We start from the raw sequence: 21,186 nt of genomic DNA, 5'->3' as shown, positions 1-21,186 counted from the left end.
CTGGGCGCGGCGCGGCGGGTGCCCGATTGGCGCGGGGCTTCGTACCGAAGCGCGCGCAGCATCACCAATAGATCGGATTTCGCATGACCGCACTCACCCTCGACGGCGTCGCCACCGCGACCCAGGTCAAGCAAGAACTCACCGAGCGCGTGCGCGCGCTGGCCGCCCAGGGCATCGTGCCCGGGCTCGGCACCCTACTCGTCGGCGACGACCCGGGCTCGCGCTCCTACGTGGCCGGTAAGCACCGTGACTGCGCCGAGGTGGGCATCGAGTCGATCCGTGTCGACCTGCCCGGCTCGGCCACCTCGGCCGATGTGCGCGCAGCGATCAAGGACCTCAACGCCGCCCGTGAGGTCACCGGCTACATCATCCAGCTGCCCCTGCCGGTGGGTCACAACGAGAACGCCATGCTCGAGCTGATGGATCCGGCCAAGGACGCCGACGGCCTGCACCCCACCAACCTGGGACGCCTGGTGCTCGGCATCGAGGGTGAGCTCAGCTCGCCGCTGCCCTGCACCCCGGCGGGCATCGTGGAGCTGCTGCGCCGCTACGACGTGCCGATCGCGGGCAAAAACGTGGTCGTCATCGGCCGCGGCCTCACAGTGGGCCGCCCGCTGGGCCTGCTGTTCACCCGCAAGGGCCTGGACGCCACCGTCACCCTCACCCACTCCCGCACCGTCGACCTGGCCGCCGAGGTGCGCCGTGCCGACATCGTCGTGGCCGCCGTCGGCGTGCCCCACCTGGTGCAGGCCGACTGGATCAAGCCCGGCGCGGCCGTGCTCGACGTGGGCATCACCCGGGTCGAGAACCCCGAGACCGGCAAGGGCATCCTCACCGGAGACGTGCACCCCGACGTCGCCACGGTGGCCGGTTACCTTTCGCCCAACCCCCGCGGCGTGGGACCGATGACTCGCGCGATGCTGCTGGCCAACGTGGTCAAGGCCTCCGAGCGCCTGCTCAAGCCCTAGCCGCTCCCGCGAACCGTGAGTTAAGCCCCAGAATCCCGAGGATTCTGGGGCTTTTCTCTCAGCTCGCGAGGATGCTCTCACGGGCGCGCCCCGCCCCATCCGCGAACTGTGAGTTAAGCCCCAGGATCTCGAGGATTTAGGTGCTTTTCTCTCAGGTCGCGAGGCGATGTAGGGCCGCGTGGCCCAGGTATGCCTCGGCGTTGTGGCGGATGCCCTCGATCTCCCCGGGCGTGAGCTCACGACGTACCTTGCCCGGCACGCCCGCCACGAGGGAGCCCGGCGGCACGATGGTGCCCTCCAGCACCACGCAGCCCGCGGCCACGAGCGACCCGGCGCCGATGACGGCGCCGTTCAGCACCGTTGCGGCCATGCCGATCAGGGCACCGTCTTCCACCGTGCAGCCGTGCAGCACCGCCCCGTGGCCCACCGACACGTCACGGCCCACGATCAGCGGGTAGCCGCCGTCGACGTGGCAGGACACGTTGTCCTGCAGGTTCGAGCCGACGCCGATGCGGATGGGTTCGGCCTCGGCGCGCAGCACCGCGTTGTACCAGACGCTGGCGTGCTCGGCCAGGCTCACGTTGCCCACCAGCACGGCGCCCGCGGCGACGAACGCGCTCTCGGCCACGTGCGGCCCCGGACGGTCGGGCAGGGTGATGAGGCGGGCGGCGCGGTCGGCGGTCATGGCTCCACCCTAGTAATCCGACGCCATGTCGCGCCGGAACTGAGGCAAAAGTGAGTTTATAGGGACGGGATTGCCCACAACGTCCTTTTTCTCCGGCCTATGTCCTTCTAACCGTTAGACCACGTGGGCGCATGGTGCGGCCTAGGATTCTGAAATGGTGAACACCGCGCATCCCGCTGTCGACCGAGTCCGCCTCGCGCTCAAAGCTCAGGGCGTCGACCCCGAGATCCGCTGGTTCGACGATGCGGCCACGACCGCGGTGGCGGCCGCGGCCGCCCTCGGCATCGAGGTGGGCGCCATCGCGAATTCGCTGGTCTTCACCCTCGACGGTGCCCCGCTGCTGGTGCTCACCTCGGGAGCGCACCGGGTGGACACGGCCTGGCTGGGGGAGCGGCTCGGCGGAACCATCGGGCGGGCCGCCAAGGACCTCGTGAAGGAGGCGACCGGGCAGGTGATCGGCGGAGTCGCGCCCCTCGGTCATCCGTCGCCCATTCGCACCCTGGTTGACGAGGACCTCGCCGGCTATCCCGTGGTCTGGGCAGCGGCGGGGCACGCGCACACGGACTTCCCCACGACCTTCGCTGAGCTGCTGCGCCTCACCGGCGGCACCGCGACCCCGGTCACTCCGCCCTTGTGAGCGCCACCGGCTATTCAGTTTGGGGGTCCCGAGCCTGATAGGCGGCAGGTGTTGCCGGTAGCCCCTCCGCCGACGTGTGCCTGGATGCGATGAGCTTGTCGATTTGCCGTTCCGCGTACTCGATGGCTTCGCGTTGTACCGGAGTCATCCTCGCCACCTCCCGTGCCCACGATTGCTCGCGTCGTTCGCGCTTGAGCTCGTGCCGTGCCGTGTAGATTGCACTGCGGAGATCCCGTCGGATGCTGCTGGAGTCGTAGTTCCGAAGCACCTCATACGCGACGTACCCGGCGAGAGCATCGATCAGGTCGAGCTGCACGCGTCGGAGCAGCAGGTCGGGCGCGAGGTGCGGCGGGGTGATGAACCCCGTCAGGGCGACGAAAAGCACCTCGGCCTCAAGCGAACGGCAGGCGGCGCCGCTCGGCTCGAATTCCTGCTCCGCGGCGAGCAGCGTGCGCTCGTCATCAGTGAGGTAGCGTTCGGCCTCGGTCTCAAGAAAGGCTCGCAGGTCGTTTTCGACCTGCAGAGTGCGTCTGCGCTTGACGCCGGTGCTGAGGCCCAAGGCCTCGCCAAAGACTGTCGAGATTACTTCGTCGATTTTCGGGAGTCGCTCGTCCATGCGGAAAGTGTCTGCCGCACCACTGACATTCGTGGCTGCCCGACACTCCTTCGCAAACATCCCGCCTTCGTTGTCGAAACGAAGGCGGGAAGTCTGCAAGCGAGCGCGTCACCGCGCGCGCGGCGGGGCTGGCCTCAGGGCAGGCGGGCGGCCCCGGCCGCGGCGCGCACCACGAACATGTCCGGGGCCGTGTAGCCCGCCGACGCGAAGGCGTTTGCCACGGCCTGCTGTACCGCGGGGATGAGTGCGTGCGGGGTGAGCGCGATCGCCGAGCCGCCGAAGCCGCCGCCGGTCATGCGGGCGCCGAGGGCGCCGGCGGCCCGGGCCGACTCCACCGCGAGGTCGAGCTCGGCCACCGAGATCTCGAAGTCGTCGCGCATCGAGGTGTGCGAGGCATCCAGCAGAGAACCGATGGCAGAGGGGCCGTCTTCGCGCAACACCCGCACGGTGTCGATCACTCGCTGGTTCTCGGTGATGATGTGCCGCACCCGGCGGAAGGTCTCCTCGTCGAGCACCGAGGCGGCCCGCGGCAGGTCGTCCACGGTGAGGTCGCGCAGCGACCCGACTCCCATCAGGGCGGCGCCCTTTTCGCAGGAGGCACGCCGGTCGGCGTAACCGCCGGTGGCGTGCGCGTGGGTGACCTTCGTGTCGATCACCAGCAGTTCGAGGCCGGCGTCGTCGAAGCCGAGCGGGACGACCTCGGACTCGAAGCTGCGGCAGTCCAGGAACACCGCGGCGTCGGTCTGGCCGAGCAACGACGCGGACTGGTCGAGGATGCCGGTGGGTGCGCCCACGACCCGGTTCTCGGCGAGCTGGCCCACTCGCACGAGCACCCGCTTGTCGAAGCCGAGGTTCCAGACCTCGTCGAGCGCTACGGCGGTGGCGCACTCGATGGCCGCCGAGGAGGACAGCCCGGCGCCGATCGGCACATCGGAGTCGATGAAGGCGTCAAAACCGGTCACGGCCGACAGGTCGGCGCCGTGTTCGCCGAGGGCCCAGGCCACGCCCAGCGGATACGCCGACCATCCCGACACGGTCTCGGGGGAGAGCTCGTCGAGGGAGATCTCGACGACCTCGTCGGTGAAGGAGCTGGCGACCCGCAGAATCCGGTCGGAGCGCGGCGCGAGGGCCACCACAGCGCGGCGGTTGATCGCGAACGGGAACACGAAACCGTCGTTGTAGTCGGTGTGCTCGCCGATCAGGTTGACCCGGCCGGGGCCGAACCAGAGGCCGTCGGCGGCGCGGTCGAACCTGGCGCGGAAGCCGCTGAGAATGCTCTGCGTCTGGTGGTCGGTCACGAGTGGGCCTTTCCGGTGGTGCTTTCGGTGGATTCTGCTGCCGCGACGGCGTCTGCTGCTGCATCGGCGGCGTCCGAGCGCGCGATCGCGGCGCGGATGTTGTCGGCCGCCTGCTCGGGCGTGACGTCGCCGATCCAGGCGCCCATGGCGGCCTCCGAGCCGGCCAGGAACTTCAGTTTGTCTTCGGCGCGGCGCGGGCTGGTGAGCTGCAGCATCAGCCTGATCTCGTCGCGGTGCACGTTCACCGGCGCTTGGTGCCAGGCGCCGATGTACGGGGTGGGCGTGGTGTACAGCTGGTCGATGCCGCGCAGCAGTCGGCGGTACAGCACCGCGAGCTCGTCGCGCTCGGCCAGGGTGGTGCCGGCAAAGTCGGCCACCTGCCGGTGCGGCAGCATGTGCACCTCGACGGGCCAGCGGGCCGCGAACGGCACGAACGCGGTCCAGTGCTCGCCCTGCAGGATGACCCGGTCGCCGGCCTGCTCGCTCGCCAGGATGTCGGCGAACAGGGTGGGCCCGTAGCTCTCGATCGAGTCGATCAGTCGTTGCGTGCGCGGGGTCACGTACGGGTAGGAGTAGATCTGGCCGTGCGGGTGGTGCAGCGTGACGCCGATGGCCTCGCCGCGGTTTTCGAACGGGAACACCTGCTCGATGCCGGGCATCTGCGAGAGTGCGTGGGTGCGCTCGGCCCAGGCCTCGATCACCGTGCGGGCGCGGGTGACCGAGAGGCTGCCGAACGAGCCCTCGGTGGCGGGGCTGAAGCAGACGACCTCGCAGCGGCCGACCGAGGTGCGGATGCGCCCCAGCCCGATTGTGCGCAGGTCGTCCAGGCCGGTGGGCGCGTCGTCGTCGGTGAGCAGCGGCCCGAACGAGGGCGACTTGTTCTCGAACACGGCCACGTCGTAGTTGCTGGGCACCTCGGAGGGGTTCTCCGGGGTGGACGGCGCGAGCGGGTCCAGGTGCGCCGGCGGCAGGAACACCCGGTTCTGCCGGGCCGCGGCGATGGAGACCCACTCGCCGCTGAGCGGGTCCTGGCGCATGCTCGCGTTCGCCGGACGCGGACCGAGGTCGCGCAGGTCGGGCGCCCGGTCGGGCGACAGGGTGGTGTCGGGGTCATCGAAGTAGATGAGGTCCCGGCCGTCGGCCAGGGTGTGCGGGTGACGCGCGATGCCGGCGTCGGCGACGAAATCTGGGGCGTTGTTGAGGGGAGTCATGGCGGACTCAACGCTAGCCGATTTGCGTAACTGAAACCAGTACTTGCGTATTGAAAAGCGAGGCAAAATAAGTGAAGATTGCGATATGGCCTCAGCGGAACATCCGACCGACCGGGACGCGTTGCCCGCGCACCAGCGCCGGGAACAGATCCAACGGCTCGTCGACGAACGCGGCTTCGTGCGGGTGAGCGAGCTCAGCGACACCTTCGGCGTCTCCGGCGTCACCGCCCGCGCCGACCTCGACCAGCTGGAGAGCGCCGGCACGCTCACACGCATCCACGGCGGCGCGGTGCCGGCCGGGGTCTCCACCACCAGCCGCCCCGACCGGGAGTTCTCCTTCGAGGAGGCCCTCGCCTCCTCGGTCATCCCCAAGCAGCAGATCGGCGAGCTCGCGGCGTCGCTGGTCTCCAGCGGCCAGAGCGTGATCCTCGACGTTGGCACGACCACCCTCGCGATCGCGCGGGCGCTCGTGGCCCGCACGGAGCTCACCGACATTGTCGTGATCACCAACGGGCTGAGCATCGCCCTGGCCCTGGAGCCCGCCATCCCGCGCTTCACGGTGATCGTCACCGGCGGGTCGCTGCGCCCGATGCAGCACTCGCTCGTCGACCCCCTCGCCGCAACCGTGCTCAGCCAGGTGCACGCCGACCTTGCCTTCATCGGCTGCAACGGAGTGGACGCCGACGGCGGCGTCACCAACATCAACCTGCCGGAGGCCGGCGTGAAGACCATGATGCTGGCCGCATCGGCGCGCGCGATCATCGTGGCGGACGGTGCCAAACTGGGCCAGGTGCACCTGGGCCGGATCGGCCCGCTCGCCGCCTTCGACACCCTGGTGACGGATGCGGCCGCCGACCCGCTCACCCTGGCCCCGCTCCGCAAGGCCGGCCTCGCCGTGCTCCAACCACTCTGATTCGAAAGACCACCATGTCGCTCGCCGCCGCCACCGGAACCCAATACGCGCTCACCCTGCAGACCCTGCAAGGCCCGGCGACCGCGACCATCACCGAGGTGGCCGCGGGCATTCGCGAATATGCGGTGAACGGCATAGACCTGGTGGAGGGCTTCGCGGCGGAGTCCGTGCCGCCGCTGGGCGCCGGCACCGTGTTGGTGCCCTGGCCTAACCGCATCCGCGACGCGATCTGGACCCAGCACGGCGTGCGACACCTGCTGACCGTCACCGAGCCGGCCCAGATGAACGCCATCCACGGTCTGCTCGTCGTTACGGCCTACCGGCTGGTGGCGCAGAGCGACACCGAGGTGACCCTCGCCGCCACGGTCTTCCCGCAGGCCGGCTACCCGTACCAGCTCGACACCACCGTGACCTATGCGCTCACGGTCGACGGGCTGGCCGTCACGCACCGCATCCGCAATGTCGGCGGCGAGACCGCCCCGGTGGCGCTGGGCACCCACCCGTACCTCAAGATCGGCGACGTGCCCACCGATGAGCTCGTGTTGCGCCTGAATGCGACCAGCCACATCGACGTCGACCACCGGCTCAACCCCATCGGCGTGAGCCCCGTCGACGGCACGTCGTTCGACCTGCGCGTCGGCGCCCGGGTGGCCGACCTGCACCTCGACGACGGCTTCGGCGGCGTGGTCGTGCAAGACGGCCGCGGTGAGCACTCCCTCACCGCCCCCGACGGCCGTCGGGTCACCCTGTGGGGCGATGCCAACATGGCCTACGTTCAGGCGTTCACGCCGCGCAACTTTCCGGTACGTACCGACAACGGGCGCACCGGCGCCACCACCCAGCTCGGCCTGGCCGTCGCGATCGAACCGATGACCGCCCCGGCGGATGCCTTCAACTCCGGCCAGGGCCTGCGTTGGCTGGCCCCCGGCGAGGACTGGGTCGTTCGCTGGGGAATCACCCCGACGGGTTTCGTAGCCTGAGCATCCCGGCCTAGGGTGGCGGGAGCGCTGCGCACACCGCGCTCCCGGACCACGAGGAACGACCAGACCCATGGCAATACCCTCCCTGAGTACAACCGCCACCACCGCTCCCGGCAATCGAGCCCCGCTCAGCGCCACCGACGAGGCACGCCGGGTCGCTCTGGTGGGCATGAAGCGGCTGGCACTGGGCCTGCTCGTGGCCATGGCCGTGGTCTTCGCGGTGTCGTTCGCGCTGCAGGAGCGCTACCCCTGGCTCGAGTACGTGCGCGCCGCGGCCGAGGGCGGCATGGTGGGTGCCATCGCCGACTGGTTCGCCGTCACCGCCTTGTTCCGTTACCCGATGGGGCTGCGCATCCCGCACACCAACATCATCGCTAACCGCAAGGACGAGATCGGCGCCAGCCTCGGCGAATTCGTGGAGTCGAATTTCCTCTCCGACGCCGTGGTGCGCGGCAAGCTCGAGTCCATCGGCATCTCCCGCCGACTTGGCGCCTGGCTGGTGCATCCAGCCAACGCCGAGCGGCTCACCGACGAACTCGCTCACGCCGGCACCGGGCTGCTCGACCTTCTCAGCGACGACGACATCAAGGACCTTCTCGAGGGCGTCGCCCGAGAACACCTGCTCGAGCCGCGGTGGGCGCCGAGCCTCGGCCGGCTGGGCGAGAACCTGGTGGTCTCCGGCCGGCACCATGCCGCCGTGGACCTGCTGGTGGACAAGGCGGAGAGCTGGCTAGAGACCCACCCTGAGGCATTCGGCACCTCGGTGTCGACCCGGCTGCCCCGCTGGGTGCCCGGCTTCGTCGGCGAGATGGTCGACGACAAGGCCTATCGCGAGGTGCTCGGCTTCGTGGCGACGGTGCAGGCGGACCCCGGCCATCCCCTGCGCGAAGCCATCGACCGCTACCTGGCCGAGCTGATGGATGACCTGCAGCACGACGACACCATGATCGACCGGGTCGAGGTGCTCAAGCTCGAGCTGGTCGACAACGCCAAGCTGCGCGAGTTCGCCGGCGACGCATGGGAGTCCGTCAAGCAGTCGCTGCTGAGCGCCCTGGCCGATGCGGAGAGCGCCGTGCGCACTGGCATCACCTCGACCGTGCTGGATGTGGGCGGCCGGCTGGTGCGCGATGCGTCGCTGGGCGCCCGCATCGACCGCTGGCTGGCGGATGCGGCCGGTTACCTGCTGCAGAAATACCGGCACGAAATCGCCGGCGTGATCACCGAAACCGTGGAGCGCTGGGACCCGGCCGAGACCACCGAGAAGATCGAGTTGCAGGTGGGCAAGGACCTGCAGTTCATCCGCATAAACGGAACCGTTGTCGGTGCGCTGGCCGGGTTGCTGATCTTCGCCCTGGCGCAGGGGGCCGTGGTGCTGTTCGGTCTGTGACCACGTGGCACCGGGCGGATCCGGCCAATCCGGATGCCCCGACACCCTGACGGGGCGCACCGCGGTGAGCCATACTTAAGCGGTGGAGAACGGTTCGCACAACGCCGAGGGCACCGCCGCCCCTGGCCCGCCCACGCCCTCCACCGGCCGGATCGTCGACGAGGGCATGCTCATCGCCCTCTCCGCTGTGCGGATGGCCCTCAAGAACCGCTTCATCGTCGGCGCCCTCCGCGACCACAGGGACTACGACCCTGACCAGTACGCCGCCCTCGCCCGGCAGGAGCTGCACGAGGTGGCCCGGCAGAACGACGAGGACTCCACCCGGGTTGAACGCCTCGGCTCCTACCTCTCACGCACCACGGGCGCGGGCAAGAGTCGTGAGCTCGAAAACAAGCGCAGGGACGTCGTGCGCCTGGGCCGGCGACGCACCCTGCACGACCACGTCGCCGAACGGCTGCGCGAGATCTCCGACGACGACGAACAGGTCAGCGCGATCGTGCAGAAGGCCCGCGAGGATGCGCTCCAGGAGATCACTGAGGCGCTCGCGGCCCGGCTCCTGGCCCAGCGCGTCGACCCGCGCCAGCCCGGCTACGAGGCCGCCCGCGCCGCGCGGATGCGGGCCGTCGGGAAGGTCGACCTCGCCGCCCTCGCCAAGAAGACCCGGCACACCGACTGACCTTCTGGGCCGGGCCCGCCGCCGGGCGCCGGCGCCGGCACATCCGTCGGCGCGAAAGGCGTCGCCGTTCGCTACGCTCGAAGGGTGGATACCCAGGCAATTCAGACCTTTCTCGATGACAGCGATTTCTCCGGCGTGGTGCTGGTGCGTGACGGCGACCGCACCATCTTCGAGGCGGCCCGCGGGTTCGCCACCCCACGCTGGCAGGTGCCCAATACGCTCGACACCCGGTTCGACACCGCGTCGATCACCAAGCTCTTCACCAGCGTGGCCGTGCTGCAGCAGGTGGATGCCGGCCGGCTCGACCTCGAGGCGTCGATCCACGAGTACGTCAACCTGGCGGGCACGACCATCGGCACCGACGTCACGCTGTTGCACCTGCTCACGCACACCAGCGGCATCGCCGACGACGTCGACGAGGAGGCCGGCGAGGAGTACGACGCGTTCTGGGCACAGACACCCAGCTACTCGCTGATCCAGACCAGCGACTTCCTGCCGCTGTTCACGCAGAAGCCGCCGCTCGCGCCGCCCGGGGTGCAGTGTGAGGACTGCAACGTCGGCTACATCCTCGCCGGCCTCGCCGTGGAGAAGGCCTCCGGCCTGGGCTACCGCGAGTACGTGCACGAAGAGATCTTCGCCCGGTCGGGCATGACCGAGTCCGGCTTCTTCGACCGCCGCGACGCCGTGGAACGGGTCGCAGAGGGCTGGGACCGCCGCGACGACGGCAGCTGGATCTCGAACATCTACAGCTCCCCGGCGATCGGCTCGCCCGACAGCGGAGCGCACTCCACGGCCGGCGACCTGATGAACTTCCTCAACGCCGTGCGCGGTGGCCAGCTGCTCTCCAAGGAGTACACCGACGAGTTCTTCACCCCGCAGGTGGACTACGACGATGACGTGAAGTACGGCTTCGGCCTCGAGTTCGACCTCGACGACAACGGCAAGGTGCGCTCCTACTACAAGGACGGCGTCAACGCCGGCGCCAGCGGCATCCTGCGGCACTACCCCAAGACCGGCCTCGACGTGGTGGTGCTCAGCAACGCCGAGGAGGGCGCCTGGGACCTCGTGGTGGAGATCGACGCCCAGTTCTGACCATCTGCCGCGCGTCCGACCTGGATTACCTGACGGGTGCCGGGCAGCGCAGCTGGGTGCGCTCGCCGCTGCGGTCGATGTCGTGCTTGGTCATGGGCTCTCCGCAGAGCGGGCAGCGTGCCACCGGGCGCTCCTGCACGGGCACCTCGTCGTCGTACGGGCCTAACGGCGGTGGGCCGATGATCGGCAGCAGGCGACCGTTCAGCCACGCGGTGAAGCCGCCGGCATCCTTCATGGTCGGTTTGCGCTTTTTCGCCGTCATACTAATTAGTGTACTAACTAAACCGATTGATGGTCAGGCCACTAATGAAAAGGGACACACGGATGACGAACCAGCACGTTGCGTTGACCGAACCGAACGTGCTCGCCCTGGAGAACCAGGTCTGCTTCGCCCTCACCGTGGCGGCACGCACCACCGTGGCTCTGTACAAGCCGATCCTGGAACCGCTGGGCCTGACGCATCCGCAGTACCTGGTGATGCTGGCCCTGTGGGAGCAGCACCCGCGCACGCTCCGCAGCCTGGCCGAGGCGTTGCGGTTGGAGCCGGCCACCCTGTCGCCGCTGCTCAAGCGGCTGGAGGCGACCGGCCACATCCGCCGGGAGCGCTCGGCGTCCGACGAACGCGCGCTGCGGGTGACGCTCACCGAGCAGGGTCGTCAGTTGCGCCTCATCGCCGAGACCATCCCGGAACGGGTGGCCCGCACCCTGGAGATGTCGCCAGAGAGCCTGATCGCGCTGCGGGACACCCTCAACGAGGTCATCCGCGCCACGACCACCGCGGCGGCGACATCACCCCAGCCCGCGCTCGCGCCCGCGCCGCCATCCTCCTAGCCGAGCCCGCCCGTGGGTACTTCGTCGAGTTGCCCCGCTGCGGACGAGTTGCCCCGCTGCAGCTGGGCAACTCGTCCGCGGGGGAGCAACTCGGCGGACCTGGACGGCTGGCGAGCCGATTCGGCGAGCCCGAATGCAGGGCAGCTCTCGGAGTCGTACGCTGGCGGCATGCAGAAGATCTCGATCGACGCCCTCGCCCGGCAGCAACTCGCCGCAGCCACATCCGCTAGCAGCGGCCGGGCGGCCGACACCGTCTACGGCGGCCACGAGAAGGTGCTGCGCCAGACCGTCATCGGCATGGTCAAGGGCACCGTCCTGGCCGAGCACGAGAGCCCGGGTGACACTACCGTCTTCGTGGTGAGTGGGCGGGTGCGGCTGATTGTCGGCGCGGACTCCTGGCAGGCCCGCACCGGCGACCTGCTCATCGTGCCCGACGCCCGGCACAGCCTCGAAGCCGAAGAGGATGCCGCCATCCTGTTGACCGTCGCGAAGCGGCCCTGAGGGCTCACCGCGAAATACACCACTCTGGACGTGGTTGGTGGCTCCGGCTTCCCCCGCCAACGGAAAATGTCGAAGGACCGACCCTCGCGAAGGGCGATGAGCTGACCAGCTACTCCGACGGCGAGCTGAGCGGAGGAAACGGCCACCAATAACTGCCGAATGCGCTCAGGAAGACACTGCTCTAGCCTTCCTGGACGGGACCGGGCGTTCGTCCGAGATCGGGCGGACAGTGTATGCGGCCGCGGTGAGCGCCCCGCGGCATCCGTTGCCCCGACGTCGACCTCGGTGAGCGAAGATCGTGGACTGGTGGCTGATTGTAGGTGTGTGGCCGTCGGAGATGTCGTCAGGGCGCTCCTGGCATCGACCCCGCCCTGGGCCCAGCACACCCGTATGGCGTCTACGGCCTGGCCGCCATCACCGGATGGGTCTGCGTGGGCACCGACCACGACACCGGCGGCTACTCCCTCGGCGCGACGATCCCCGACCAGCAGGTGAAAGCGCTCGACTGGCCCGCCACGACGGGCTCGATCGGGCCGAGTTGCCCCGGTCCGGACGAGGTGCCCCGGTGCGCGGGGGCAGCTGGTCCGTACGGGGGCAACTCGCCGCGGATGCAGTGCGCGCGGAGCCGTGTCACGGCAAGCGGTTCAGACTTGCTTTGCGGGCCAACCCAGTGCGAGTTCGGTCGCGGCGGCGCTCGCCGCGGTGATGTCCTCGGCGCTGCCGCCGTTCTGCGCGGCAGCCAGCCCCACCAGGAACAGGCTCAACGGCGCGGCCGGCCGCGCCACATTGTGTGCCACGTCGCGGGCCACGTCGAGCAGCAGCCCGGTGGGCACCACCTCGGCGTCGAGGCCGAGCCGGGCCGCGAGGGCGGCCAGCCACTCGTCGAGGGCTTCGGGAGGAAGCGGGGTATTGGTGCTCATGGTCTCACTCCTCGGTGGCGGTGGCAGTGGCAGTCGCAACGGATGCGGCAACGGGCACGGGCTCCGCGCCGTCGGTCTCAATCCTGGCACCGGCAGGGGCCGGCTGGGCCACCGGCAACACGGTGGCGTCGAACCGGCCGGACTCGGCGTCGATGGTGAGCACCCGGCCGATCAGCGGCTCGCCGGTGCCGGTGATCAGGCGGATGGCCTCCGCCGCCAGGATCGCGCCGGCCTGGCCGCGCAACGCACCGAGCACGCCGGGGTCGGCGGGGACAGCGGCCGCGCCGGCCGCATCCGGGTCGGTGCCGTAGAAATCGCGCAACCGGGTGGAGCGCTGGCCGCTGCGTCGCGGCGGGCTCGACCAGAACACCGACAGCTCGGCGTTGCCGCGCGCCACGGAGCCCCAGACCAACGGCAGGCCGAGGGTGGCGCAGGTGTCGCCCACAAGGAACGGCTGTGGTGCCAGGTCGCTGCCGTCGATCACCAGGTCGTACCCGCCGAGGATGCGGGCCGCCGACTCGGCCGTGAGGTCCTCGTCGTGCGCCGTCACGGCGGTGTCGGGGGAGAGGGTCAGGATGGTGGTGGTCGCCAGCACCAGGGCGTCGACGTCCAGCGGGCCCACGTCGGCCAGCCCGATCGTGCCAACGCCGGCCGCGGCCAGCGTGCGCACGGCGGGGGCGCTGAGCCCCGAGGTGCCCAGCACCAGCGCCCGGGCGGCCGCGAGGCGGCGGTGCCCGAGCTCGTCGATCGGGGGCAGTCGAAGCTGGGGCAGGTTGCGCACCTGCTCCAGGCGCGCGGTTTCGGTGGGGCTGAGCGGGCCGGTGGGCTCGACGAGAGGGGGAAGTGCCATGACACAACGGTACGCGGCAATCGCCCCGGCCCCGCCCACGCCGCCCCGGTCATCCGCTCTCAGGCCGCCCTCCGACGCCACGCGCGGGAGGTTTAGGCTCGACGTAGGTTCTGATGGCGCCCCGCGGCGCCCGGCGGAAACACTCTCGAGGAGGGCACCCATGAGCAGAGTCACGGCACGGCGCAAGATCACCCGGCTCACGGTCGGCCAGCCGCCCATCCGCCGCGAAGACGTGCTCGCGGTCGAGGAGCCGCTCGAGATGCGGGTGAACGGCCGGTCGCTGGCCGTCACCATGCGCACCCCCGGCCATGACGTCGACCTGGCCGCCGGTTTCCTGGTCTCCGAGGGCATCATCACCGAGGCAGAGCATCTCGCCACCGCCCGCTACTGCGCCGGCGCCACCGCCGAGGGCGTGAACACCTACAACGTGCTCGACCTGCGCCTGGCCCCCGGCGTCGCCGCGCCCACCCCCAGCATGGAGCGCAACTTCCTCACCACCAGCTCCTGCGGCCTGTGCGGCAAGGAGAGCATCGACGCGGTGCGCACCAAGTCCACCTGGGACGTGCGGGCGGATGCGGTCCGCGTCGACGCCGAGATGCTCACCACCCTGCCCGAACGGCTCCGCGACGCGCAGGCGGTGTTCGAGAAGACCGGGGGTCTGCACGCGGCCGCCCTGTTCGACGGCAGCACGGGCGAGATGCTCGTGCTCCGCGAGGATGTGGGCCGGCACAACGCCGTCGACAAGGTGATCGGCTGGGCGGTCAAGGAGAACCTGCTCCCTTTGCGCGGAACAGTGCTGATGGTGTCCAGCCGGGCCAGCTTCGAACTCGCCCAGAAGGCCCTTATGGCCGGCATCCCGGTGCTCGCCGCGGTGTCGGCGCCGTCGTCGCTCTCCGCCGAGTTCGCGCACGAGGTGGGCCTGACGCTGGTCGGGTTCCTCCGCGGGGACTCGATGGTGATCTATGCCGGTGAGGACCGCATCGTTCAGTCTGCGCTCGCCGCGGTCTGAGCCTCAGCCCAGAACCGGCAGCTTCGCCTCGTGCGGGATGAACCGCACGCTCATGGCCTTGTAGCCGGGCGTGTTCGACTCCCGGGCCACGAGCTCCCGGTGCATCAGCTGGTTGGCCTCGGGGAAGTACGCCGCCGCGCAGCCGCGCGGGGTGGGGTACACCACGAGCCTGAACTTGTCAGCCCGGCGTTCCTGCCCGCCGAAGGTGCTGATCACGTCGACGAGGTCGCGGTCCGCAAAGCCCAGCTCGGTGACGTCGTCGGCGTGGATGAGGATCACCCGGCGGCCGTCCTTGATGCCGCGGTAGCGGTCATCCAGCCCGTAGAAGGTGGTGTTGTACTGGTCGTGGCTGCGCATGGTCTGCAGGATCAGGTGCCCGGGCGGCGGCGTGAGGTACTCCAGCGGGCTCACCGTGAAGCGGGCCCGGCCGATGTCGGTGGCGAAACTGCGGGAATCCCTGGGCGGGTTGGGCAGCACGAATCCGTTCTTGTCGCGCAGCCGGCGGTTGAAGTCCTCGAAGCCCGGCAGCACCCGGGCGATGTGGTCGCGGATGACGTCGTAGTCCTCCGCCATCGCCTTCCAGTCCACCGGATGGTCGTCGCCGAGCGTGGCCCTGGCCATCCGCGCCACGATCACCGGTTCGGCCAGCAGATGCTCGGACACCGGGGCGAGCCGGCCCTGGGTGGAGTGCACCATCGACATCGAGTCCTCCACCGACAGAACCTGCCGGCCCGATGGATGCTTGTCATCGGTGTCGGTGCGGCCGAGCGTGGGCAGGATCAGCGAGGTGACCCCGTGCATCACGTGCGACCGGTTGGGCTTGGTCGACACGTGCACGGTCAGGCCCACCCGCTGCATGGCGGCCTCGAGCAGGTCGGTGTCGCTGCAGGCGAGCGCGAAGTTGCCGCCCATCGACACGAACACGTCCACGTCGTCGTTCTCGAACGCCTCGACGGTGTTCACCGAGTCGAGCCCGTGCTCGCGCGGTGAGATGATGCCGAACTCGGCGTCGAGCGCGGCGAGCATGGCCTCCTTGGGCTTCTCCCACACGCCCATGGTGCGGTCGCCCTGCACGTTGGAGTGCCCGCGAACCGGGCAGGCGCCGGCGCCGGGCTTGCCGAAGTTGCCCTGCAACAGCAGCAGGTTGATGATCTCCTTGAGCGTGTTCACCGAGTGCGGCTGCTGGGTCAGGCCCAGCGCCCAGCAGATGATGGTGGCCTTCGAGGCGGCCAGCATCTTCGCGACGACGCTGATCTGAAGGCGGGAGAGCCCGGTGGCCGTCTCCGTTTCGACCCAGTCGATGTCGGCGCGCGCGGCCCGATAGGCGTCGATGCCGTCTGTGTTCGCGTCGATGAATTCCTGGTCCACGACGGAGCCGGGCACCCGGGCCTCCTCCTCGAGGAGCAGGTGGCCGAGCGCCTGAAACAGGGCCAGGTCGCCGCCGACCTTGATCTGCAGGTATTCGTCGGCCAGCGGCACCCCGTGGCCGATGAGTCCGGTGGGGGTCTGCGGGTCCTTGAAGTTGAACAGCCCGGCCTCCGGCAGCGGGTTCACGGCGACGACCTTGCCGCCGTTGGCCTTGCAGTCGGCCAGCGCCGACAGCATCCGCGGGTGGTTGGTGCCCGGGTTCTGGCCCACCACCAGGATCAGCTCGGCCACGTGGATGTCCTGGAGCGAAACGGTGCCCTTGCCAATGCCGATCGTCGGGTTCAGCGCCGACCCGGAGGATTCGTGGCACATGTTCGAGCAGTCCGGCAGGTTGTTGGTGCCGATCGACCTAGCGAACAGCTGGTACAGGAACGCGGTCTCGTTGGCGGTGCGACCGGAGGTGTAGAACACGGTGCGGTCGGGCGTGGTGGCGCGGATCTTCTCGCCGATCAGCGCGAAGGCGTCTTCCCAGGCGATGGGGGAATAGTGCGTGTCGCCGGGGCGCACCACCACGGGCTGGGAGATGCGGCCCTGGTTGCCCAGCCAGTACTCGGTCTTGTCGGCCAGGTCGGCGAGGGAGTGCTTGGCCCAGAATTCCGGCCCGACGGTGCGCAGGGTGTTTTCCTCGGCCACGGCCTTGGCGCCGTTCTCGCAGAATTCGGCGGTCTTGCGGTGCCCGGTCGACTCCGGCCAGGCGCAGCCGGGGCAGTCGGTGCCGTTTCGCTGGTTGAGCCGCAGCAGGGCCCGCGCGGTGCGGCCCACGCCGGCCTGCGCGATGCCGCGGTCCAGCGCCACCACCACCGCCTCGAGGCCGGCAGCCGCCGTCTTGGGGGTGCCGACGACGAGGTCGTCTTCGTTGATGTCCTTGACCGGTGCGCGACGTGTCATGGGTCCATCCTGCTCCTGTCGGAGTCGGATGCTTACCGGTTCGCGCGAGCGTTTTTCAGTTTTACCAGCCCAAACGGATGCTCAGGCGGCCAACCCGTGCGAGCGGCGGCCGTCCGCGCCCACGTTGCCGGTGGCCACATCCGTGCCGTCGGGCACCCGGGTGTCCCGGTCCAGGCGCACGCCGGCGGCGATGCGCACGTTGCGGCCGATGCGCACATGGCTGCCGAGGTGTGCGCCGCTTGAGACGAGACTGCCTTCGCCGATGTGCACGTTCTGGCCGATGAACACCTTGTCGCCGATGGCGACGTCATGGTCGATCCAGCTGCCCGGTCCGACCCACGACTCGCGGCCCACCTGCGCGCCGGATTCGATGTAGGCGGACTCGGAGATGAACGCGCTCGGTTGCACGCTCGACTTGCCCGACACCCATCCGTTGCCATTGGGGTGCCGGCGATACTTCTCGATCACGCCGGTCTCGACCTCCACGTCGATGTTCTTGCGCACTTGGGCTCCTTTCGTGACGCGCGGTATGTGCGCCGCCCTGGGCCGAAGCGCCGATTAGGCGCCCGCGGCGGGACTTCAGCACACCAGAATGCGCGTCTACAGCGGGAGAAACACCGCATACTCGCAGGACATTCCGGGTGCCTGCTCAGCCCCAGCAAATTAACGGCTTGACCGGTCGTACCGGTTCCCTTCGGCCCGGGCGAAACCGGGATGTCGGGACCGCATACCTGTTCGCGCTGCTGCTCGGAGGTTTCGGGGCGCACCACTTTTACTTGGGCAACATCGGGCGCGGTATCGCGTTACTGCTGCTCTGGTGGATCGGGTGGTTGAGCCTGGTCATCGTCATCGGCGGGTTCATGCTGACGGGCGCCGTGATCTGGTACATCGTGGACATGTGCACCCTACCCAGTCAGGTGCGCGCCAAGAACGCCACGCCTGCAGACCTGTACCGCTAAGGCACGACCGAACGGGCGTGCGGGCTGTGTGCAGGCGGCGCAACGGTTCTATGCTGCCGGTATCAATTGATTGGGGCTGGCATGTCGATCGAGTCAGGTGTCTTGACTGCCGAACAGCGCACCGAGCTGCTCAACCACGAGGTCGCCCGATTCGCGGCGGAGGGGTGGACGGTCAGCAGCGTGGCCGGCAACCAGGCCGTGCTGCAGCGCACCAAGCGGATCCGGTTCTGGCTGAACGTGTTCCTGACGTTCTTCACCTGGGGTCTGTGGCTGTTCGTCGTGCTGCTGAGCATCCTCAACCGCAAGGTCGAGTCGCTGATCTTGACCATCGACCACTACGGCAAGGTCGACCGGCAGTTTCCCGCCTCGCGGAAACTCTGCTGGCGATAAGAAAAAGTGGGCCCCGTCGGGCTCGAACCGACGACCCAAGGATTAAAAGTCCTTTGCTCTACCAACTGAGCTAGAGGCCCGCGGTTAATAACTTAGCGTGGATTGCGGGACGGTTTTTGTGACTAGCGTGGACGCATCCGCCAGAGAAGTCGGCCCGATACCATTCGGGACCCAAACCGGCGACGTTCCCGTCGCCGCCAGCCGAGAAAGCCAGGAGGAGAGCGATGGCCGACGATTTCCACAAGCCCACCCAGTTCTCGGGCGCCAAGTTCGAGTCGATGATGGGAGGCGAAGACCCGGCGCAGATCAGTCGGATCGCCCACGAGACCGCGCAGGCGCTGATCGCCCGGGTGCGCGACAGCCCCGACCCCGAGGTGGTGGACCGCCTGGTGGCGTACACCGACGAGCACGGTATCGACGCCGTGGCGGAGCTGTGGTCGCGGGCCACGCCGCGCAGCCTGCCGGGCGCGCTCTGGCGGATCTACCTGGTGCGGCTGCTGATCCGGCAGGATGCCGATGGCACGGCGTTCCTGTATCAGCGCGGCATCGACGTGGCCGTCACCATCGACCCCCTTGTCGCGGGCGCGGCGGTGCCGACGGGTCCGGCCGAGATTATCCTGCTCGCCGACGAGATCCTCCGGGGCGTGTTCATGGGCGACTTCGCCGTTGCCCTGGATCGGGCGGCTGCCTTCTGCCGGGTGATCGGCGCCGGCTGTGCGAGTGTGGCCGATGACCTGGACAGCACCGAACCGCATCGCTCCTCCGAGCTGACCACCCGCGCCCTGCGGTTCTCCACCACCGCGCAGGAGTTCGCGTCCTGCGCCCGGCTGTGGCGCAGCGACTCCCTCGAATAGTCTTCCCGGGCATCCCGGAATGAACTCTCAGCCGATCTCGTTTACACTTGATGCTGGCCGGACCGTAGTAACCCCGGGCTCCAATATTCGCCGTCTAGAACGGCCTCACGCCGAGAGGCGTTCTGCGGTCCGGCCTTCACTCTGTCCGGCCATCCGGGCCGGCGGTCGCCGTCGCCTGGTTGGTAACGGGCCGACAACATTTTCCGCACGAGACCAATCCATCGGGGACTCGGTACCGAACCCTCATCATGGAAGGGGACTGAACCTGACATGCTGGATCTCATGACTGCTGAGTTCAACTTCGACGCCTCGTCGACAGCGCCTTCGAAAGAAGAGCTGCTCGCTCGGGTAGCCGAAGGAGACCAATCGGCTTTCGGTGAGCTTTACGACCAGATTGCTCCGCGGGTGCTTGGCCTTGTCAAGCGCGTGCTGATCGATCACGCACAGTCGGAGGAAGTGACCCAGGAGATTTTCCTGGAGATCTGGCAGACGGCGTCGCGGTACGAGTCACAGCGTGGCGGGGCCTCGACCTGGATCATGACCATGGCGCACCGACGTGCGATCGACCGGATTCGGTCGTCGCAGGCCGGCCGCGACCGGGACACCAAAATCGGCATCCGCGACCTCGCGGTGCCGTATGACCACGTCGCCGAAACCGTCGAGGTGAAAATCGAGCATGAGAGGGTTGCGAAGGCGATGTCCAGACTGACCGAACTGCAGCGACAGGCCGTGAGCCTGTCGTACTTCAGCGGATACAGTCACCGTGAGGTCGCCGACCACCTTCACATCCCGCTCGGCACCGTGAAGACTCGGCTTCGTGACGGGTTAATTCGTCTGCGAGATGAACTGGGGGTGGGCTCATGAGCGGCACCGACAAGCCCGACAACGACCTGGCCGGCAACGGTTCCACCGACAACCCGGCCGACCTGGCCGGCGCGTACGCCCTGCACGCGCTCAGCGCCGACGAGGCCGCCGAATACGAGCGGTACCTCACCTGGTCGGAGGAGGCCCGCGTCGAGGCCGCCGAACTCAGCGACACCGCCGTGGCCCTCAGCCTGTCGGTGGCCCCCGTGCAGCCCTCCAGCGGCCTGAAGGCAAGCCTGATGGCACAGCTGGCCACGACCCCGCAGCTTGCCCCGCTCACGACCGCGGCCGACTCGGTGAAACCCGCCGGCTCCGCTGCTCCGACGGATGCGCCGCCCGCGGCCACCCCGTTCGGGTCCGCCTCCTCGCGCGTCGCCGAGGCCGCTCCGGCGTCCTCTGACGACAAAGGCTCAGCAGCTGGCCAGGGCTCAGCCGGTGAGAAGGGTTCCGCGGGCAACCAGGGATCCGCCGCCGAGCGAGCCCAGCGCCGGTGGTTCCAGCGACCCGCCGGGTACCTCGTCGCGGCCGCGGCCGCGGCCGCGCTCTTCGTCGGCGGCACCTTCGCCGGCCAGGCGCTCTACGGCGATCCCAGCCAGGACTTCGCGCAGGTGCAGGCGGCCAGCCTCGCCGAGATCAATGCGGCCCCCGACAGCCAGCGCGCGTCAACCCAGACCCTCGAGGGCCAGGACGCCACCCTCGTCTGGTCCGGTGAGCTCGGGCTGTCCGCGATTATCGTCGACGACCTGCCCGCCCTCGGCGACGACCAGGACTACCAGCTCTGGTACATCGGCTCCTCCGGGCCCGTCTCGGCCGGCACCTTCGACTCCGACGGCTCCGGCACCGCCTGGCGGGTGCTCGACGGCACCATGTCCGCCGGCGATGCCGTCGGCGTCACCGTGGAACCCGCGGGCGGCTCCGAGCAGCCCACCACCGACCCGATCGTGGCCATCCAAAGCTAGCCGCCCGCGGTCGCGCAGCACGTGGCCCGCATCCCGACTGGCCACTTGAGGCCCGTGTGGCCCGCCTTGATGGGCCCCACCTGCCTTCTCGCCTGCGTAGCGGTCGGCGAGGTGACACCTGAGGTCCCTTCTGGTGCCAGCTATGGGACCCAACTGCCCACTCACCCGCGCACCCCGGCCCCAGTGAGCGAGTGGCCACTTGAGGCCCGTGTGGCCCGCCTTGACGGGCCCCACCTGCCCTCTGGTGCGCGTGCCAGGCGGCGAGGTGAC

24 protein-coding genes and 1 tRNA gene are annotated in these 21,186 nt (G+C 69.1%); 15 read left to right on the top strand and 10 right to left on the bottom strand.

Features of this window, described 5'->3' with window-relative positions:
* Positions 1 to 83: 83 nt before the first annotated feature.
* Positions 84 to 968 (top strand): bifunctional methylenetetrahydrofolate dehydrogenase/methenyltetrahydrofolate cyclohydrolase, encoded by an 885-nt coding sequence (locus E3O42_RS04925; RefSeq protein ID WP_134452822.1) that lies wholly within the window; start codon positions 84 to 86, stop codon positions 966 to 968.
* Positions 969 to 1,119: 151 nt separating this feature from the next.
* Here the strand turns inward: E3O42_RS04925 and E3O42_RS04920 are convergent, their stop codons facing one another.
* Positions 1,120 to 1,653 carry a gamma carbonic anhydrase family protein gene (locus E3O42_RS04920; RefSeq protein WP_134452821.1) on the bottom strand — a complete coding sequence of 178 codons (534 nt, stop codon included), beginning with the start codon at positions 1,651 to 1,653 and terminating at the stop codon, positions 1,120 to 1,122.
* A 154-nt stretch (positions 1,654 to 1,807) separates the two neighbouring features.
* On the opposite strand from E3O42_RS04920, the gene E3O42_RS04915 reads away from it, so the two are divergent.
* On the top strand, positions 1,808 to 2,290 hold the full coding sequence (locus tag E3O42_RS04915; protein ID WP_134452820.1) for a YbaK/EbsC family protein: 483 nt from the start codon (positions 1,808 to 1,810) through the stop codon (positions 2,288 to 2,290).
* 10 nt (positions 2,291 to 2,300) lie between these two features.
* Here E3O42_RS04915 and E3O42_RS04910 read toward each other — a convergent pair whose 3' ends face one another.
* The 3 genes from E3O42_RS04910 to galT form a co-directional block, all read right to left on the bottom strand.
* A complete protein-coding gene (locus E3O42_RS04910) occupies positions 2,301 to 2,906 on the bottom strand; it encodes a hypothetical protein (RefSeq protein ID WP_134452818.1) in 606 nt (201 codons plus the stop codon).
* A gap of 134 nt (positions 2,907 to 3,040) precedes the next feature.
* Positions 3,041 to 4,204 (bottom strand): galactokinase, encoded by a 1,164-nt coding sequence (gene galK / locus E3O42_RS04905; RefSeq protein WP_420897864.1) that lies wholly within the window; start codon positions 4,202 to 4,204, stop codon positions 3,041 to 3,043.
* Complete coding sequence (galT, locus tag E3O42_RS04900) at positions 4,201 to 5,415, bottom strand: galactose-1-phosphate uridylyltransferase (protein ID WP_134452816.1); 1,215 nt, start codon at positions 5,413 to 5,415, stop codon at positions 4,201 to 4,203. The genes galK and galT overlap by 4 nt, the downstream gene beginning before the upstream one ends.
* 85 nt (positions 5,416 to 5,500) lie before the next feature.
* Here galT and E3O42_RS04895 point away from each other — a divergent pair, with 85 nt between their 5' ends.
* From E3O42_RS04895 to E3O42_RS04875, 5 genes are all read left to right on the top strand, one after another.
* The gene (locus tag E3O42_RS04895; RefSeq protein ID WP_134452815.1) at positions 5,501 to 6,328 is read left to right on the top strand and encodes a DeoR/GlpR family DNA-binding transcription regulator; all 828 of its coding nucleotides are present in this window, start codon (positions 5,501 to 5,503) and stop codon (positions 6,326 to 6,328) included.
* A gap of 14 nt (positions 6,329 to 6,342) precedes the next feature.
* Positions 6,343 to 7,308, top strand: a complete 966-nt coding sequence (locus E3O42_RS04890) for an aldose 1-epimerase family protein (protein WP_134452813.1) — start codon at positions 6,343 to 6,345, stop codon at positions 7,306 to 7,308.
* A 70-nt stretch (positions 7,309 to 7,378) separates the two neighbouring features.
* Complete coding sequence (locus E3O42_RS04885; protein ID WP_134452811.1) at positions 7,379 to 8,695, top strand: DUF445 domain-containing protein; 1,317 nt, start codon at positions 7,379 to 7,381, stop codon at positions 8,693 to 8,695.
* Positions 8,696 to 8,777: 82 nt separating this feature from the next.
* A complete protein-coding gene (locus E3O42_RS04880) occupies positions 8,778 to 9,371 on the top strand; it encodes a hypothetical protein (RefSeq protein ID WP_134452809.1) in 594 nt (197 codons plus the stop codon).
* An 84-nt stretch (positions 9,372 to 9,455) separates the two neighbouring features.
* Positions 9,456 to 10,463 carry a serine hydrolase domain-containing protein gene (locus E3O42_RS04875; RefSeq protein WP_134452808.1) on the top strand — a complete coding sequence of 336 codons (1,008 nt, stop codon included), beginning with the start codon at positions 9,456 to 9,458 and terminating at the stop codon, positions 10,461 to 10,463.
* A 25-nt stretch (positions 10,464 to 10,488) separates the two neighbouring features.
* Here E3O42_RS04875 and E3O42_RS04870 read toward each other — a convergent pair whose 3' ends face one another.
* Positions 10,489 to 10,725, bottom strand: a complete 237-nt coding sequence (locus E3O42_RS04870) for a hypothetical protein (RefSeq protein ID WP_134452806.1) — start codon at positions 10,723 to 10,725, stop codon at positions 10,489 to 10,491.
* A gap of 62 nt (positions 10,726 to 10,787) precedes the next feature.
* On the opposite strand from E3O42_RS04870, the gene E3O42_RS04865 reads away from it, so the two are divergent.
* Together E3O42_RS04865 and E3O42_RS04860 are read left to right on the top strand one after the other, a co-directional pair.
* Positions 10,788 to 11,294 (top strand): MarR family winged helix-turn-helix transcriptional regulator, encoded by a 507-nt coding sequence (locus tag E3O42_RS04865; RefSeq protein WP_134452805.1) that lies wholly within the window; start codon positions 10,788 to 10,790, stop codon positions 11,292 to 11,294.
* 168 nt (positions 11,295 to 11,462) lie between these two features.
* On the top strand, positions 11,463 to 11,795 hold the full coding sequence (locus tag E3O42_RS04860) for a cupin domain-containing protein (protein WP_134452803.1): 333 nt from the start codon (positions 11,463 to 11,465) through the stop codon (positions 11,793 to 11,795).
* A gap of 644 nt (positions 11,796 to 12,439) precedes the next feature.
* Here E3O42_RS04860 and E3O42_RS04855 read toward each other — a convergent pair.
* Together E3O42_RS04855 and E3O42_RS04850 are read right to left on the bottom strand one after the other, a co-directional pair.
* A complete protein-coding gene (locus E3O42_RS04855) occupies positions 12,440 to 12,715 on the bottom strand; it encodes a DUF6457 domain-containing protein (protein WP_134452802.1) in 276 nt (91 codons plus the stop codon).
* A gap of 4 nt (positions 12,716 to 12,719) precedes the next feature.
* Positions 12,720 to 13,565 carry a HesA/MoeB/ThiF family protein gene (locus E3O42_RS04850; RefSeq protein WP_166787895.1) on the bottom strand — a complete coding sequence of 282 codons (846 nt, stop codon included), beginning with the start codon at positions 13,563 to 13,565 and terminating at the stop codon, positions 12,720 to 12,722.
* A gap of 160 nt (positions 13,566 to 13,725) precedes the next feature.
* Here E3O42_RS04850 and fdhD point away from each other — a divergent pair, with 160 nt between their 5' ends.
* On the top strand, positions 13,726 to 14,574 hold the full coding sequence (fdhD, locus tag E3O42_RS04845) for a formate dehydrogenase accessory sulfurtransferase FdhD (protein WP_134452798.1): 849 nt from the start codon (positions 13,726 to 13,728) through the stop codon (positions 14,572 to 14,574).
* A 3-nt stretch (positions 14,575 to 14,577) separates the two neighbouring features.
* Here fdhD and E3O42_RS04840 read toward each other — a convergent pair whose 3' ends face one another.
* On the bottom strand, positions 14,578 to 16,890 hold the full coding sequence (locus E3O42_RS04840) for an FdhF/YdeP family oxidoreductase (protein WP_134452797.1): 2,313 nt from the start codon (positions 16,888 to 16,890) through the stop codon (positions 14,578 to 14,580).
* An 81-nt stretch (positions 16,891 to 16,971) separates the two neighbouring features.
* Positions 16,972 to 17,394 (bottom strand): DapH/DapD/GlmU-related protein, encoded by a 423-nt coding sequence (locus tag E3O42_RS04835; RefSeq protein WP_166787894.1) that lies wholly within the window; start codon positions 17,392 to 17,394, stop codon positions 16,972 to 16,974.
* A 167-nt stretch (positions 17,395 to 17,561) separates the two neighbouring features.
* On the opposite strand from E3O42_RS04835, the gene E3O42_RS04830 reads away from it, so the two are divergent.
* Positions 17,562 to 17,849, top strand: coding sequence for an NINE protein (locus E3O42_RS04830; RefSeq protein WP_194092312.1), 288 nt, complete (start codon positions 17,562 to 17,564; stop codon positions 17,847 to 17,849).
* Between the two features lie 102 nt (positions 17,850 to 17,951).
* Complete coding sequence (locus tag E3O42_RS04825; protein ID WP_134452791.1) at positions 17,952 to 18,239, top strand: hypothetical protein; 288 nt, start codon at positions 17,952 to 17,954, stop codon at positions 18,237 to 18,239.
* Between the two features lie 7 nt (positions 18,240 to 18,246).
* Here the strand turns inward: E3O42_RS04825 and E3O42_RS04820 are convergent.
* A tRNA-Lys gene (locus tag E3O42_RS04820) sits at positions 18,247 to 18,319 on the bottom strand.
* A gap of 144 nt (positions 18,320 to 18,463) precedes the next feature.
* Between E3O42_RS04820 and E3O42_RS04815 the strand changes: the two genes are divergently transcribed.
* The 3 genes from E3O42_RS04815 (at position 18,464) to E3O42_RS04805 (ending at position 20,916) form a co-directional block, all read left to right on the top strand.
* Positions 18,464 to 19,093: a DNA-directed RNA polymerase subunit beta gene (locus tag E3O42_RS04815; protein ID WP_134452790.1), complete on the top strand. Its 630-nt coding sequence runs from the start codon at positions 18,464 to 18,466 to the stop codon at positions 19,091 to 19,093.
* Positions 19,094 to 19,375: 282 nt separating this feature from the next.
* Positions 19,376 to 19,957, top strand: coding sequence for a sigma-70 family RNA polymerase sigma factor (locus E3O42_RS04810; protein ID WP_241984643.1), 582 nt, complete (start codon positions 19,376 to 19,378; stop codon positions 19,955 to 19,957).
* On the top strand, positions 19,954 to 20,916 hold the full coding sequence (locus E3O42_RS04805; RefSeq protein WP_134452786.1) for an anti-sigma factor: 963 nt from the start codon (positions 19,954 to 19,956) through the stop codon (positions 20,914 to 20,916). The genes E3O42_RS04810 and E3O42_RS04805 overlap by 4 nt, the downstream gene beginning before the upstream one ends.
* Positions 20,917 to 21,186: the final 270 nt, after the last annotated feature.

Origin of the sequence: Cryobacterium adonitolivorans (genome assembly GCF_004402695.1) — a bacterium.
Lineage (GTDB): Bacteria > Actinomycetota > Actinomycetes > Actinomycetales > Microbacteriaceae > Cryobacterium > Cryobacterium adonitolivorans.
Note: the sequence above shows the minus strand (reverse complement) of the source record. Positions and strands in the feature narration are given on the sequence as shown.

Coding starts and splice junctions, on each gene's coding strand:
- E3O42_RS04925 (WP_134452822.1), top strand. CDS start 84: ATGACCGCACTCACCCTCGACGGCGTCGCCACCGCGACCCAGGTCAAG.
- E3O42_RS04920 (WP_134452821.1), bottom strand. CDS start 1,653: ATGACCGCCGACCGCGCCGCCCGCCTCATCACCCTGCCCGACCGTCCG.
- E3O42_RS04915 (WP_134452820.1), top strand. CDS start 1,808: ATGGTGAACACCGCGCATCCCGCTGTCGACCGAGTCCGCCTCGCGCTC.
- E3O42_RS04910 (WP_134452818.1), bottom strand. CDS start 2,906: ATGGACGAGCGACTCCCGAAAATCGACGAAGTAATCTCGACAGTCTTT.
- galT (WP_134452816.1), bottom strand. CDS start 5,415: ATGACTCCCCTCAACAACGCCCCAGATTTCGTCGCCGACGCCGGCATC.
- E3O42_RS04895 (WP_134452815.1), top strand. CDS start 5,501: ATGGCCTCAGCGGAACATCCGACCGACCGGGACGCGTTGCCCGCGCAC.
- E3O42_RS04890 (WP_134452813.1), top strand. CDS start 6,343: ATGTCGCTCGCCGCCGCCACCGGAACCCAATACGCGCTCACCCTGCAG.
- E3O42_RS04885 (WP_134452811.1), top strand. CDS start 7,379: ATGGCAATACCCTCCCTGAGTACAACCGCCACCACCGCTCCCGGCAAT.
- E3O42_RS04870 (WP_134452806.1), bottom strand. CDS start 10,725: ATGACGGCGAAAAAGCGCAAACCGACCATGAAGGATGCCGGCGGCTTC.
- E3O42_RS04865 (WP_134452805.1), top strand. CDS start 10,788: ATGACGAACCAGCACGTTGCGTTGACCGAACCGAACGTGCTCGCCCTG.
- E3O42_RS04860 (WP_134452803.1), top strand. CDS start 11,463: ATGCAGAAGATCTCGATCGACGCCCTCGCCCGGCAGCAACTCGCCGCA.
- E3O42_RS04855 (WP_134452802.1), bottom strand. CDS start 12,715: ATGAGCACCAATACCCCGCTTCCTCCCGAAGCCCTCGACGAGTGGCTG.
- E3O42_RS04850 (WP_166787895.1), bottom strand. CDS start 13,565: ATGGCACTTCCCCCTCTCGTCGAGCCCACCGGCCCGCTCAGCCCCACC.
- fdhD (WP_134452798.1), top strand. CDS start 13,726: ATGAGCAGAGTCACGGCACGGCGCAAGATCACCCGGCTCACGGTCGGC.
- E3O42_RS04840 (WP_134452797.1), bottom strand. CDS start 16,890: ATGACACGTCGCGCACCGGTCAAGGACATCAACGAAGACGACCTCGTC.
- E3O42_RS04815 (WP_134452790.1), top strand. CDS start 18,464: ATGGCCGACGATTTCCACAAGCCCACCCAGTTCTCGGGCGCCAAGTTC.
- E3O42_RS04810 (WP_241984643.1), top strand. CDS start 19,376: ATGACTGCTGAGTTCAACTTCGACGCCTCGTCGACAGCGCCTTCGAAA.
- E3O42_RS04805 (WP_134452786.1), top strand. CDS start 19,954: ATGAGCGGCACCGACAAGCCCGACAACGACCTGGCCGGCAACGGTTCC.